The organism is Neisseria sp. P0022.S010 (assembly GCF_051956635.1).
Genome location: NZ_JBQCXF010000054.1, coordinates 1 through 14,612, shown reverse-complemented (window position 1 = coordinate 14,612; position 14,612 = coordinate 1). Strand labels below are relative to the sequence as shown.

Genomic DNA, 14,612 nt, shown 5'->3' with positions numbered 1-14,612 from the left:
CAAAAACGCCGGCGCGCTGGTGACCCACCCTTGGGGTTCGGTGATGCGCAGTTTGTTGGTGGCCGTATTTGAACTCAAAGTCAAAGAAATCATGGTCATTGCCCACCACGACTGCGGTATGCGCGGATTGCACGCCGAAGAGTTCCTCCAACGCGTACATGACAGCAATATCCCCGACGACCGCATCGAAACCCTGCGCAACGCCGGTATCGATTTGGACAACTGGCTGACCGGTTTTGACGATGTCGAAGACAGCGTGCGCCATACCGTCGAGCTGATTCGCAAACATCCGCTGATGCCCGACAACATCGCCATCCACGGCCTGGTCATCCACCCGACCACCGGCAAGCTCAACCTGATTGTTGACGGCAGCCTGCCTGCTTCAGACGGCCAAAACATCTAACGCAGACACTACCCAAAATGAAAAACATCGGATTATTCGGCGGCACGTTTGACCCCATTCACAACGGCCACCTCCACATCGCCCGCGCCTTTGCCGACGAAATCGGTTTGGACCTCGTCGTCTTCCTGCCGGCAGGCGACCCGTACCACAAAGACAGCACGCGCACGCCGGCACAAGAGCGCCTCAATATGGTCGAACTCGCCATCGCCGACGAGCCGAAATTCGCCGCCAGCGACTGCGACATCGTCCGCGACGGCGCGACTTATACGTTTGACACCGTCCAAATCTTCCGCCAGCAGTTTCCCGGCGCGCAACTGTGGTGGCTGATGGGCAGCGACAGCCTGATGCAGCTGCACACATGGAAAAAATGGCAAACCCTTGTGCGCCAGACCCATATCGCCATCGCCATGCGCCAAGGCGACAACCTCAACAAAACCCCGCGCGAATTGCACGCATGGCTCGGCGAAGCCCTGCAAAACGGCAGCGTCCGCATCCTCAACGCGCCGCTGCACAACACCAGCTCCACCCAAATCCGTGCCAATCTTGCCAAAACGCACCATTCAGACGGCCTGCCGCAACCCGTTGCCCAATACATCCGCCAACACAAACTCTATGAAAAATAGCGTTTATTCAGGCAGATAAGCTATAATGCCGTCTGAAAACATTTCAACTAGGAAAACAATGAACGAACAAGAATTGCAAGACCTGCAAAAAATGGTCGAAGTGGCCGTAAACGCCCTCGAAGACATTAAAGCCAAAGACATCTCTGTTTTGGAAACTCAAGACAAAACTTCCCTGTTCGCCCGCATGATTATTGCCAGCGGCGACAGCACACGCCAAGTCAAAGCACTGGCGAACAACGTTGCCGTCGATTTGAAAGAAGCCGGTTTCGAAATCCTCAGCACCGAAGGCGACAGCGGCGAATGGACGCTCGTCGACGCAGGCGACCTCGTTGTCCACGTCATGCTCCCTGCCGTGCGCGACTTCTACGACATCGACACCTTGTGGGGCGGAGAAAAACCGAGTTTCCACGCCGGTATGCAAAAACCTTGGCACGCCGCCGACTAAAACGGTTTATCCATACAAAGGCCGTCTGAAACTTGAAAGCAAGCAAGTTTCAGACGGCCTTTTGCTATAATTCCATTCTTTTCACATTATTCAATTTATTGCACCATCATGCCGCAACCCGATTTCGCCCAAACCCTCTCCAAAGACCGCCATTTTCTGCAATCCGCCTTTAAAAACCCAAAAAAATACGGCGGCTTGGCCAAGGTTGAAGAAAAATACAAAAAATCGCACGATCTTTATCTGCAACGCCTGTCCAAACTGCCCAAGCCCGAATTCGATAACACGCTGCCCGTTCACGAAAAACTCGACGAAATCAAAAAAGCCATTGCCGAAAATCAGGTTACGATTATATGCGGCGAAACCGGTTCGGGCAAAACCACGCAGCTGCCCAAGATTTGTTTGGAACTCGGACGCGGGGCGGCGGGTTTGATCGGGCATACCCAACCGCGCCGTTTGGCCGCGCGCTCGGTGGCGGAGCGAATTGCCGAAGAATTGAAATCGGAAATCGGCAGCGCGGTCGGCTATAAAGTGCGCTTCACCGACCACACCTCGCGCGATGCCTGCGTCAAGCTGATGACCGACGGCATCCTGCTGGCGGAAACCCAGACCGACCGTTATCTCGCCGCCTACGACACGATTATCATCGACGAAGCGCACGAACGCAGCCTGAACATCGACTTCCTCTTGGGCTATTTGAAACAGCTGCTGCCGCGCCGCCCCGACTTGAAAGTCATCATCACCTCGGCAACGATAGATGCAGAACGCTTCTCCCAACACTTCAACGGCGCGCCTGTGCTGGAAGTGAGCGGGCGCACCTATCCCGTCGAAATCCTCTACCGCCCGCTGGCCAGCAAAGACGAAGACGACGCAGAAGTCGAGCTGACCGACGCGATTGTCGATGCAGCCGACGAATTGGCGCGCTACGGCGAAGGCGATATTTTGGTGTTCCTGCCGGGCGAGCGCGAAATCCGCGAAGCCGCCGAAGCCCTGCGAAAATCCACGCTGCGCCGCAACGACGAAATCCTGCCCCTGTTCGCACGCCTGTCGCACGCCGAACAGCACAAAATCTTTCACCCCACCGGCGCGAAACGCCGCATTGTGTTAGCAACCAACGTCGCCGAAACCTCACTCACCGTGCCGGGCATCAAATACGTCATCGACACCGGCCTCGCGCGCGTCAAACGCTATTCCGCACGGGCAAAAGTGGAGCAGCTTCATGTCGAAAAAATCTCCCAAGCCGCCGCCCGCCAACGCTCCGGCCGCTGCGGCCGCGTCTCCGCAGGCGTATGTATCCGACTGTTTTCAGAAGAAGATTTCAACAGCCGCCCCGAATTCACCGACCCCGAAATCGTCCGCAGCAACCTCGCCGCCGTCATCCTGCGCATGGCATCGCTGAACCTGGGCGATGTGGCGGCGTTCCCATTCCTCGAAGCACCGGACCAGCGGTATATCAATGATGGTTTTCAGGTGTTGCTGGAATTGGGGGCGGTGGAGGTCGTCTGAAAAACGTAGGTCGGGCATAAATGCCCGACGAAGATGGATGAGCTATAAAAAATATTGGACATAAATGTCCGACCTATCTGTTAGAAAATTAACAAAAATATATGGAGTATAAACATGAGTGATTATGATTTTTTATGGGAAATGCGAGACCGTGGTTATAGTAATGAAGAAATTATGGAAGCCGCAGTTTGTGGATATGCACCTTACGAGGCTGTTTATTTAGATGATGATAGAAATACCCAAATTATTGATAATTTATTTGATGATATTAAAGATTGGGATACGGATGTTCAAGTCAGTTATGAAACAATTGAAGACGAAGAAACTGCTTATTTTAAAGAGCAAATATTTAATAGTTTAATTGAAAATGCAAAAGAATATTATTCACTTACAGGAAGATATTTACAAATTTGGGGAGAACTAGGTGAACTTTATGCTGAATTAGAATACGGATTAAAAAGGCATAAGGACGTTAACCACGAAGGTTCTGATGGTTTCATTAACGGAAAACTGGTTGAAGTGAAAACCATATCTCCTTTAAAACAACATAACCAAGTAGTCGTGAAGAAAAAAGGAAGTTTTGAACAACTATTAATTGTGCGAATCAGTAAAAATTTTGAATTTAAAGCCAAATTAATTTCAAGAGATAAACTGAATGGAACGACTGGAAAATTCTTAAAAGGAAAAATTATAGTGGATTAAAATAAAAATGAGACAAGGCGGCAACGCCCGCCGTGTACGGGTAGTACATAAGGGCGTTGGCAACGCCGTATCATTGCAATTTTAATCCACTATAAATAGAGTAGATTGGGTATTCATGCTCGACACAATCTGACAAATGACAAACCACTTTCAGACGAACTCGTTTTTTGAAAAACAATCTGTAAACAGATAGCTGCTGAAGAATACCGTTGCCGCACACCCAAAACCCGGCATGCAACTTTTATTGTGAACTTCCTATTATGAAAAAATCCCTTTTCGTTCTCTTTCTGTATTCATTTCTACTTACTGCCAGCGAAATTGCCTATCGCTTTGTATTCGGGATTGAAACCCTGCCGGCGGCGAAAATGGCGGAAACGTTTGCGCTGACATTTGTGATTGCTGCGCTGTATCTGTTTGCGCGTTATAAGGCGACGCGTTTGTTGATTGCGCTATTTTTCGCGTTCAGCATTATTGCCAATAATGTGCATTATGCGGTTTATCAAAGCTGGATGACGGGCATTAACTATTGGCTGATGCTGAAAGAGGTTACCGAAGTCGGCAGCGCGGGCGCGTCGATGTTGGATAAGTTGTGGCTGCCTGTGGTGTGGGGCGTGTTGGAAGTCGTGTTGTTTTGCAGTCTTGCCAAGTTCCGCCGTAAGACGCATTTTGCCGCCGATATTTTGTTTATTGCGGCGATGTTGCTGATTTTTGGACGCTCATTCAGTACGACGCAGGAACACGGTATTTCGCCCAAACCGACATACAGCCGCATCAAAGCCAATTATTTCAGTTTCGGCTATTTTGTCGGGCGCGTGTTGCCGTATCAGTTGTTTGATTTAAGCAAGATTCCTGTGTTCAAACAGCCTGCGCCAAGCAAAATCGGGCAGGGCGGTATTCAAAATATCGTCCTGATTATGGGCGAAAGCGAAAGCGCGGCGCATTTGAAACTGTTTGGCTACGGGCGTGAGACTTCGCCGTTTTTGACCCAGCTTTCGCAAGCCGACTTTAAGCCGATTGTGAAACAAAGCTATTCCGCCGCGTTGATGACGGCTGTGTCCCTGCCCAGCTTTTTCAATGCGATACCGCATGCCAACGGCTATGAGCAAATCAGCAGCGGCGATACCAATATGTTCCGCCTTGCCAAAGAGCAGGGCTATGAAACGTATTTTTACAGCGCGCAGGCTGAAAACGAGATGGCGATTTTGAACTTAATCGGTAAGAAATGGATAGACCATCTGATTCAGCCGACGCAGCTTGGTTACGGCAACAGCGACAATATGCCTGATGAGAAGCTGCTGCCGCTGTTTGACAAAATCAATTTGCAGCAGGGCAAGCATTTTATCGTGTTGCACCAACGCGGTTCGCACGTCCCATACGGCGTATTGTTGCAGCCTCAAGATAAAGTATTCGGCGAAGCCAATATTGTGGATAAGTACGACAACACCATCCACAAAACCGACCAAATGATTCAAACCGTATTCGAGCAGCTGCAAAAGCAGCCTGACGGCAACTGGCTGTTTGCCTATACCTCCGATCATGGTCAGTATGTGCGCCAAGATACCTACAATCAAGGCACGGTGCAGCCCGACAGCTATCTCGTGCCGCTGGTGTTGTACAGCCCGGATAAGGTCGTGCAACAGGCTGCCAACCAAGCTTTTGCACCTTGCGAGATTGCCTTCCATCAGCAGCTTTCAACGTTCCTGATTCACACGCTGGGCTACGATATGCCGGTTTCAGGTTGTAGCGAAGGCTCGGTAACGGGCAATCTGATTACAGGCGATGCAGGCAGCTTGAACATTCGCGACGGCAAGGCGGAATATGTTTATCCGCAATAAGCGGCGTGAAAACCAATAAAGACAAATTTAGATGATGTCGGGGAAGATGCCCGACCGACAAGACTATGCAAAATATGAAAAACCAAGTACGCGGATCAGGCATGGATGCCCGATCCAACCCAGTCAATGTTTCAGACGGCCTGCAGAACAGTTCGGGCCATATCGGTACCAACACGCGCTACCGCCTGACCAAGCTCGGCGAACAAATGGCGCGCCTGCCCATTGACCCGAAAATCGCGCGTATTTTGCTGGCGGCGAAGAAGCACGACTGTATGGCGGAAATACTGGTGATTGCGTCCGCGCTGTCGATTCAAGACCCGCGCGAGCGGCCTTTGGAAGCGCGCGATGCCGCCGCCAAGGCGCATGAACGCTTTACCGACAAGCAATCCGACTTTCTTGCCTATCTGAATATTTGGGACAGCTTCCAGCGCGAGCGTGATAAAGGTTTGTCCAACAAGCAGCTGGTGCAATGGTGCCGCCAATATTTCCTGTCGCACCTGCGGATGCGCGAATGGCGCGAGCTGCACCACCAGCTTGCCCAAACCGCGATTGAAATGGGCTTAACCACCAAAGAAGCCGCGTTTAGACAACCTCCTTCCCAAGAACAATTAAGGCCGTCTGAAAGCCAAGGTGACCAAGATTTAGCGGCCAAACTCAAACAAAAACAACTGGATAAGAAACAACACCGCGCCCAAATCCGCGCCGCAAAAGAAGCCGGCTACGAACAAATCCACCGCGCCCTGCTGACCGGCCTTATCGCCAACGTCGGCATGAAATCGCCCGACGGCAACGACTACACCGGTGCGCGCGGCAGCCGCTTCCACCTTTTTCCCGCCTCCGCCCTGTTCAAAGCCAAACCCAAATGGGTGATGGCGGCAGAATTGGTTGAGACCACGCGCCTTTACGCGCGCGACGTCGCCGTTATCCAGCCCGAATGGATAGAGCAGGAAGCGCCGCACCTCGTCCGCTACCACTATTTCGAGCCACACTGGGAACAAAAACGCGGCGAAGTCGTCGCCAGCGAACGCGTGACGCTTTACGGCCTGACCGTATTGCCGCGCCGCCCCGTGTCTTACGGCAAAGTTGCACCCGAAGAAGCGCGCGAAATCTTTATCCGCGGCGCATTGGTGGCGCAGGAAAGCAATCTTCAGACGGCCTTTTTTGTCCACAATAAAAAGCTGATTAAAGAAATTACCGAACTCGAACACAAATCGCGCAAGCAAGACGTATTGGTCGATGACGAAGCCCTGTTTGCGTTTTATAACGAACGCCTGCCCGAGCTGGTGTGGAAAGATGCGAAAGGCGGCGTTTGGGGAAGTGAAGAGGGCGGACAAACCCAGTCGGATAACGTAGCCGGACAAAACGGACAAGCAAACCAGCGAAACGCAGGGCGTGTGGCGCAAGCCGCGCACGCAGATGCCAAAGATGCGTCCAACCGCGAGCGTGAACCGAGTTCACATACCCGACAAAATGTTTCAGACAACCCCAAACCCAAAAAGCAGCCAGCATCTCAAAAAGGCCGTCTGAAACCTTTGCCCCTTGCCGATATCCGTACCTTTGAAGCCTGGCTCAAAACCGCCGAGCGCGACAATCCGCGCCTGCTGTTCCTCAGCCGCGACGATCTGATGCAACACGCCGCCGCGCACATTACCGAAGAGCAATTCCCCAAATTCTGGCAAACCGCAGACGGCAAGTTCAAACTTTCCTACCGCTTCGAGCCGCACCATCCGCTCGACGGCGTGACCATGACCGTGCCGCTGACCGTCCTCAACCGCCTGCACGCGCCGTCGCTTGAATGGCTGGTGCCCGGTATGTTACGTGAAAAAATCCAGCTACTGATTAAAGCACTGCCGAAGCAAATCCGCCGCATTTGCGTGCCCGTACCCGATTTCATCACCAAATTTCTCGAAAGCAATCCTGACCGCCAAGCGGCCATCATTCCCCAGTTGGCACACTTTATCGCCAAGAGCGCCGGCGATATGCGGATTCTCGAGCAAATCGACCAAGACGCATGGGCGGCGCAAGAATTGCCCGAACACTGCTATCTGAATCTGCGCATTATCGACGACGGCGGACAAGAGCTTGCCGGCGGCCGCAAACTGCACGAATTGCAACAACAGCTCGGCCAAGCCGCCGCCGTCACCTTCCGCGACAACACCCAAGAATTCGAGCGCGACAACGTGACCACATGGGACATCGGCACTCTGCCCGAATCCATCAAGTTCGCACGCGGCAAACAACAGCTCACCGGCTACCTCGGCCTGCAAAAAGAAAAAGACGGCCGCATCGCCCTGCGCCTGTTCGACACATCTGCCGCCGCCGAACAAGCCCACAGATTAGGCGTGATCGAACTCATGAAACTGCAACTAAAAGAACAAGTTAAAGACCTGAACAAAGGCATCCAAGGCTTCACCCAAGCCGCCATGCTGCTCAAACACATCAACGCCGACACCCTGCGCGACGACCTCACACAGGCCGTCTGTGACCGCGCCTTTATCGGCGAAGACGAGCTGCCGCGCAACGAAAAAGCCTTCAAAGAACAAATCAAACGCGCCCGCAGCCGCCTGCCTGCCGTCAAAGAAGCCCTCAGCCGCTACCTGCAGGAAACCGCCGCCGCCTACGCCGAACTCAACGGCAAACTCGGCAAACACCCGCTTACCCACCTCCTGCGTCAACGCCTGCAAACCCTGCTCGCCGCCGGCTTCGCCACCCGCACCCCGTGGGCACAATGGCCGCGCCTCCCCATCTACCTCAAAGCCATGACCCTGCGTCTTGAAAAATACAGCAGCAACCCATCACGAGACGCCGCCCGCGAAGCCGATATCCAAGAGTTGGAACAAATGTGGCAGGAAAAAACCGACAGCTTGGTGAAACAAGGACTACCCGTTTCAGACGACCTTGCAGGGTTTAAATGGATGATTGAAGAATTGAGAGTGTCGCTGTTTGCGCAAGAGTTGAAGACGCCGTATCCGGTGTCGGTGAAGAGGTTGTTGAAGGAGTGGGAAGGAATATCTAGGTAACGCATTTCACCCACAATGCTTTGCTTTATACTTATAACATTGTGGGTTTTAAATCAAGTTTCAAATTATATTTTTTTTACTAATTCTCCGATATGAAATTGAATTGTATCTAAATACTCACGTTTCACAACGATTCGTTTTTTATTCACAGTTAGAGTACCAGAGCTCATATTAATAAAAGGACAGCCTCTTGCAAAAGAAACAACACCTGTAGTGCCAAAATCTTTAATGCTTACCGTACCTTTTTCTAAGTTATTAAAGTCAAAATATTCAGGATATGCTGAAATAGCATCTTGCAGATCATCATTAATACCTTGTAATACTGCATTATAAGCAGATGCTTCCCCCATATATTGGGTCATCCTATTTCTAACAATAAGTTTAATTTTAGGTACTCTTTTACCATATGATTGCATTTTAGTAGCAAAAGTATATTGCTTATATACATCAGAAGGTAACCTTATACCATATAACAGTGCTAATACATTTTGAAAAGCTCTTCTTGATGAGTCATCAGCCATAACTGGAACAATTACGCCATCAGCAGCAGCTAGGGCAATTTGCGTATATATCGAAAAACTTGGATTCGTATCAATAAACACTTGATCATACATACCTTCTGTCGCATTTAATAAATCATTCAGCCAATCAATAATTTTTTCCCAGCTATTTATTGTTGGAATTTCTGTATTTGATAATGTATTCATTGCACTGGTTTGTAACTCAATGAGTGGGTCTCCACAAATTAAATCAATGTTACTGGCAATATTATTATTTCCATGTTGTGTCTCTTCATGGTATGGAGTAATAATATAATCATTAGGATTTATATTATTTGCATCAAACGGTGATGATAATCTTTTATGAAAGTAACCACCAATACTTTTACGGGTATCCACACCATGGATAATTTTCATGAATCGTTGTGTTCCTCCACCTGATTGGCCTCCAAGCAATAACTCAGATAGATTTGCTTGTGGACATAAATCTACAACTAGAATTCTTTTTTCTGGGTATTTTTGTGCATAAGTACAAATAGTTTGAAATGCCAAACTAGTTTTACCTGTTCCACCTTTATTATTCCAAAAGGCAAATTTGTTCATAAGTAGTCCTTTTTCTAAATAGTTAAAAAATATTTTTTCACTAGCTATCGTGAGATTTTTACACTATAAGGTAAAAATTATACATTGTAAAGTATTTATTTTACCATTTGCTTTTTGCGCATTAGTAAGCCGTAGCCTGCAACCGCGTGTGTGCGGTACGCACGCACGCGGTCTTTTTTAAAAATGTTCTTCCTAACTAAACCAAAGGCCGTCTGAAAGTATTTCCCAACTTTCAGACGGCCTTTTTATATTCATATTTCTGTTTATTTTTCCAACCGTGCAATCAGTTCATCGGCCAAGTCGAGATAAGCCTGGGTGCCTTTGGCGTGGGCGTCGTAGGCGAGGGCGGGGAGGCCGTGGCTGGGGGCTTCGGCGAGGCGGATGTTGCGGGGGATGACGGTATCGAAGAGCAGGTTGCCGAAGTGTTGTTTGAGCTGTTCGCTGACTTCGACGACGAGGCGGCTGCGGCTGTCGTACATGGTGCGGACGATGCCGGTTACGTCGAGGTCGGGGTTGATGGCTTGGCGGATTTTACGGACGGTGGCCACTAAGTCGGAAATGCCTTCGAGGGCGTAGTATTCGCAAAGCATGGGGACGATGACGCCGTTGGCGGCGACCAGGCCGTTGAGGGTGAGCAGGGTCAGGGACGGGGGGCAGTCGATGAGGACGTAGTCGTAGTCGTCGGCAACGAGCTGCAGGGCGTTTTTGAGGCGGATTTCGCGTGCGATTTCTTGGACGAGTTCGACTTCTGCGCCGGCCAGTGTGCGGTTGGCACCCAATACGTCGTAGCCGCCTTCTTTGCTGCGGACGACGGCGTTGGGGATGTCGGTTTCGCCGAGGACAACTTGGTAAACGCCGTTTTCGATGGTGGCTTTGTTGATGCCGCTGCCTGTGGTGGCGTTGCCTTGGGGGTCGAGGTCGACGACGAGGACGCGGCGGCCTTTGGAGGCCAGGGAGGCGGCTAGGTTGACGGTGGTGGTGGTTTTGCCGACTCCGCCTTTTTGGTTGGCGACGGCGAGGATTTGTGCGCTCATGTGCTTTGCTGTCGTGTTAAGTGTGGATGGCTGGATTGTACCGTTATTCGGTATGCTTGGGTTGTTTTCAGACGGCCTTTTTGCGGATGATGACGATATGGCGTTCGGCATTGAGTTGGGGGACATGCAATGCTTCGACTTTTTCGACGGCGACGCTTTCGGGCAGTTTGTCGATTTCTTCTTGCGGGTATACGCCTTTCATGGCCGCCCAGTAGCCGCCGTCTTTGAGGAGGTGCTCGGTCCAGTTGACGAAGTCGGCGAGTTCGGCAAAGGCGCGGCTGGTGATGACGTCGGCGCGGCAGTCGGCGGCGGCTTCTACGCGGCCGCTGATAACGCGGACGTTTTTAAGGCCGAGTTCGATGACGGCTTGTTGTAAAAAGGCGGTTTTTTTGGTGTTGGCATCGAGGAGGGTGATGTCGAGGTCGGGGCGGCAGATGGCGGTGGGTATGCCGGGCTGTCCGCCGCCGGAGCCGACGTCGAGCATGGTTTGCGCGTGTTCGATATAGGGCAAGAGGGTCAGGCTGTCGAGCAGATGATGGCTGACGGTTTGGGCGGGATCGCGCAGGGCGGTCAGGTTGTAGGTTTTGTTCCACTTTTGCAGCAGGGCGGCATAGTCTAGCAGTTTGGCCTGTTTGGCTTCGTCGATGTCCAAACCCAATGCCTGTATGCCGTCGCGGAGCTGTTGCGCCTGATTCATTTGTTATTCCTTATTGGTTAAAACGCGTTGGATGTAATGGTAACGGAAAGCATGCCGTCTGAAAATGTTTGCGCCTGTTGAATCAACGTTTCATTTTGTGAAAGACGATGGGCTGCTCCGGCGCGCGCGTGAGCTGTTTGGGCAGGGTCAGCATGGCAATGATCCATACGGAGAGGGTGTAATAGAACACGCTTTGTCCGCGCATACCGGCCAATGCGGCATTGCCTAAGATGGCTTCAAAAATCAAGCCTGCCGCCGCTGAGGCACACGCTGCGACACCGGCAAGGAATAGGGCGTAACGCGAATGCCGGCGCATCATTTTTTTATACGCCAGCTTGGTCAGTCCGCCGGCAATCGGCAGGTTGAGGAAGGCAAACATGCCGCAGACGAACCATGCGACGGAATCCTGCCAGCCGCTTTGCCATGCCCACGCGCCGTCTTTGACCGTTATCAGCAGGCCTTGGCCATCTGAAAAGGCGATTTGCACGATATTGTGCAATATCATCGCCAGCGGCAGGGTGAGGAACATCAGTGCGACCAATAGGGGGCGGTAGGGTTTTTCTTGTGTCAGATACATGGCGGTTTGCCTTGTTGCAGGATAAGTCGAAATGATAGCAGATTGGCGGTTGATTCACGTTTGTTAGCGCTGAAATTGCTGACAAAAACGGTCAATTAAAAAAGAAATGAAAAATTCTTTTTTCTTGGAAAACGTTGGTGGATAAAGGTTAAAAAAACGTTTTCAGACGGCCTAATCTCTTATTTTTATATGAACCGAACAGAAAATCTTTGCATTTCTCCGTAAAATCTACTAAATTCTCAATAACATATTATAAAGACCTGAAATCTGGAACCCAAACCGAAACTGCCTCCCGCCCTTTATGCTCGGAAACTCAGCAGGCAAAAAAGTTTCACACACTACAAAAACAAAACAATTCCTCTGAAATCAGTTGTTTATAATGATAGATAACCACAAGGCAAACCATGCCTGACTTTAGTAGGAGTAAAACCATGGCTGAAGCAACCGATGTCGTATTAGTAGGCGGCGGCATTATGAGCGCCACTTTGGGCGTATTGCTCAAGGAGCTCGAACCATCTTGGGAAATTACCCTGATCGAACGCCTGGAAGATGTAGCGTTGGAATCATCAAATGCATGGAACAACGCCGGTACGGGACACTCTGCCCTGTGCGAATTGAACTATGCCCCCCTGACTGCCGACGGTACGATCGATCCGACCCGCGCCCTCAATATTGCCGAACAATTCCACATCAGCCGCCAGTTTTGGGCATCTTTGGTTGAAGAAGGCAAACTGGCCGACCGCTCTTTCATCAATTCCGTCCCCCACATGTCGCTGGTGATGAACGCCGATCATTGCGATTATCTGCAAAAACGTTTCGACGTGTTCAAAAACCAAAAACTCTTTGAAAAAATGGAGTTTTCTACAGACCGCGCCAAAATTGCCGAATGGGCGCCGCTGGTTGTCAACGGCCGTGATGAAAACCAATCCATCGCCGCCAACTACTCCGCCGAAGGCACAGACGTCGATTTCGGCAGCCTGACCCGCCAGATGGTCAAATACTTGAGCGACAAAGGCGTAAAAATCAAATTCAACCGCCATGTCGACGACCTCAACCGCGAATCGGACGGCGCATGGGTGCTGAAAACCAGCAGCACCAAAGACGATGACGACCCGTTGACACTCCGCACCCGTTTCGTCTTCCTCGGCGCAGGCGGCGGCGCACTGACCCTGCTGCAAAAATCCGGTATCCCCGAAGGCAAAGGCTACGGCGGCTTTCCGGTTTCCGGCCTCTTCTTCCGCAACAGCAATCCCGAAACGGCCGCGCAACACAACGCCAAAGTGTACGGCCAAGCCTCCGTCGGCGCACCCCCAATGTCCGTTCCGCACTTGGATACCCGCAACGTGGACGGCCAACGCCATTTGATGTTCGGTCCGTATGCAGGCTTCCGCCCCAACTTCCTCAAACAAGGCTCGCTCATGGATTTGCCGATGTCCATCCACATGGACAACCTCTATCCTATGCTCCGCGCCGGTTGGGACAATATGCCGCTGACCAAATACCTCTTGGGCGAATTGCGCAAAACCAAAGAAGAACGCTTCGCCTCGCTGCTCGACTACTATCCCGAAGCCAACCCTGACGATTGGGAACTGATTACCGCCGGTCAGCGTGTGCAGATCATCAAAAAAGACCCGAAAAAAGGCGGCGTACTCCAATTCGGTACCGAAATCGTCGCCCATGCCGACGGCTCGTTGGCCGCATTGCTGGGCGCGTCTCCCGGTGCATCGACAGCAGTTCCGCTGATGATCAGACTCGTCCACCAATGCTTCCCCGATCATGCCGAATCATGGTCAGGCCGTCTAAAAGAATTGGTGCCCGGTTACGGCATCAAGCTGAACGACAATCCGTCTTTGGCAGACGAAATCATCAGTCACAATGCGACCGTTTTGGGCATACACCACTAATTGAAGCAAGCACAAAGGCGGGCATTCTTGCCCGCCTTTTTTCAAACCATTAAAATAACGGCATTCAGGCCGTCTGAAACCTAATCGGCAACGGCATGTTGCACGATTCAAACCCGAAAATCAGCTCAGTAGAAAAACGCCATGACCGATATTCTCAACAAAATCCTTGCCACCAAAGCAGAAGAAGTGGCCGTCCAAAAAGCCGCCGTTTCCTTGGAAGACATCAAAGCCCAAGCGCAGGCAGCCGCGCCAGTTCGCAGCTTTATCGGCTCGATCCGTGAAAAACACGCGCAGAATCTGCCCGCCATTATTGCCGAAGTCAAAAAAGCCAGCCCGAGCAAAGGCCTGATCCGCCCTGATTTTCATCCTGCCGAAATCGCCGCCGCCTATGAAAAAGCCGGCGCGGCCTGTTTGTCCGTGTTGACGGACGAACCTTACTTCCAAGGCTCGCCCGAGTATTTGAAACAGGCGCGTGCGGCTGTGGCGCTGCCGGTCTTGCGTAAAGATTTCATCATCGACGAATACCAAATCTATCAGGCGCGCGCGTGGGGTGCGGATGCAATTCTCCTGATTGCCGCCGCACTGGAAGCCGGGCAGCTTGAGCGTTTTGAAGCCGTTGCCCACGAATTGGGCATGACCGTATTGTTGGAGTTGCACGATGCGTCCGAGCTGGAAAAATGCCGCAACATGACCACGCCGTTGTGGGGCGTCAACAACCGCAACCTGCGTACGTTTGAAGTGACCCTGCAACAAACCCTCGACCTCT

Annotated in this window: 13 protein-coding genes; 9 read left to right on the top strand and 4 right to left on the bottom strand. The window is 51.4% G+C overall.

Features of this window, described 5'->3' with window-relative positions:
• The 7 genes from ACTHUT_RS07580 to ACTHUT_RS07550 all read left to right on the top strand — a co-directional run.
• Positions 1 to 403, top strand: a 403-nt coding sequence (locus ACTHUT_RS07580; protein WP_440418717.1) for a beta-class carbonic anhydrase, incomplete at its 5' end; no start/stop codon positions are given.
• Positions 404 to 420: 17 nt separating this feature from the next.
• The gene (gene nadD, locus ACTHUT_RS07575; protein WP_003749340.1) at positions 421 to 1,026 is read left to right on the top strand and encodes a nicotinate-nucleotide adenylyltransferase; all 606 of its coding nucleotides are present in this window, start codon (positions 421 to 423) and stop codon (positions 1,024 to 1,026) included.
• 58 nt (positions 1,027 to 1,084) lie between these two features.
• On the top strand, positions 1,085 to 1,471 hold the full coding sequence (rsfS, locus tag ACTHUT_RS07570) for a ribosome silencing factor (RefSeq protein ID WP_002246503.1): 387 nt from the start codon (positions 1,085 to 1,087) through the stop codon (positions 1,469 to 1,471).
• A 108-nt stretch (positions 1,472 to 1,579) separates the two neighbouring features.
• Positions 1,580 to 2,974 carry an ATP-dependent RNA helicase HrpA gene (gene hrpA / locus ACTHUT_RS07565; RefSeq protein ID WP_440386576.1) on the top strand — a complete coding sequence of 465 codons (1,395 nt, stop codon included), beginning with the start codon at positions 1,580 to 1,582 and terminating at the stop codon, positions 2,972 to 2,974.
• Positions 2,975 to 3,088: 114 nt separating this feature from the next.
• Positions 3,089 to 3,676 (top strand): hypothetical protein, encoded by a 588-nt coding sequence (locus ACTHUT_RS07560; RefSeq protein ID WP_070825797.1) that lies wholly within the window; start codon positions 3,089 to 3,091, stop codon positions 3,674 to 3,676.
• A 257-nt stretch (positions 3,677 to 3,933) separates the two neighbouring features.
• Positions 3,934 to 5,511 carry a phosphoethanolamine transferase gene (locus tag ACTHUT_RS07555; RefSeq protein ID WP_440386609.1) on the top strand — a complete coding sequence of 526 codons (1,578 nt, stop codon included), beginning with the start codon at positions 3,934 to 3,936 and terminating at the stop codon, positions 5,509 to 5,511.
• Between the two features lie 65 nt (positions 5,512 to 5,576).
• The gene (locus ACTHUT_RS07550) at positions 5,577 to 8,531 is read left to right on the top strand and encodes a DUF3418 domain-containing protein (protein WP_440386575.1); all 2,955 of its coding nucleotides are present in this window, start codon (positions 5,577 to 5,579) and stop codon (positions 8,529 to 8,531) included.
• A 65-nt stretch (positions 8,532 to 8,596) separates the two neighbouring features.
• On the opposite strand, the gene ACTHUT_RS07545 is transcribed toward ACTHUT_RS07550, so the two are convergent.
• The 4 genes from ACTHUT_RS07545 to ACTHUT_RS07530 form a co-directional block, all read right to left on the bottom strand.
• Entirely contained in the window at positions 8,597 to 9,634 is a 1,038-nt protein-coding gene (locus ACTHUT_RS07545; protein ID WP_440386574.1) for a ParA family protein, read from the bottom strand.
• Positions 9,635 to 9,897: 263 nt separating this feature from the next.
• Positions 9,898 to 10,668, bottom strand: coding sequence for a ParA family protein (locus ACTHUT_RS07540; RefSeq protein WP_049336841.1), 771 nt, complete (start codon positions 10,666 to 10,668; stop codon positions 9,898 to 9,900).
• A gap of 67 nt (positions 10,669 to 10,735) precedes the next feature.
• Positions 10,736 to 11,365: a 16S rRNA (guanine(527)-N(7))-methyltransferase RsmG gene (gene rsmG / locus ACTHUT_RS07535; protein ID WP_036493627.1), complete on the bottom strand. Its 630-nt coding sequence runs from the start codon at positions 11,363 to 11,365 to the stop codon at positions 10,736 to 10,738.
• 82 nt (positions 11,366 to 11,447) lie between these two features.
• Positions 11,448 to 11,942 carry a hypothetical protein gene (locus ACTHUT_RS07530; RefSeq protein WP_440386573.1) on the bottom strand — a complete coding sequence of 165 codons (495 nt, stop codon included), beginning with the start codon at positions 11,940 to 11,942 and terminating at the stop codon, positions 11,448 to 11,450.
• A 431-nt stretch (positions 11,943 to 12,373) separates the two neighbouring features.
• Between ACTHUT_RS07530 and ACTHUT_RS07525 the strand changes: the two genes are divergently transcribed.
• Both ACTHUT_RS07525 and trpC read left to right on the top strand, forming a co-directional pair.
• Entirely contained in the window at positions 12,374 to 13,846 is a 1,473-nt protein-coding gene (locus tag ACTHUT_RS07525; protein WP_254343461.1) for a malate:quinone oxidoreductase, read from the top strand.
• Between the two features lie 141 nt (positions 13,847 to 13,987).
• Positions 13,988 to 14,612, top strand: a 625-nt coding sequence (gene trpC / locus ACTHUT_RS07520; protein ID WP_440418716.1) for an indole-3-glycerol phosphate synthase TrpC, incomplete at its 3' end; no start/stop codon positions are given.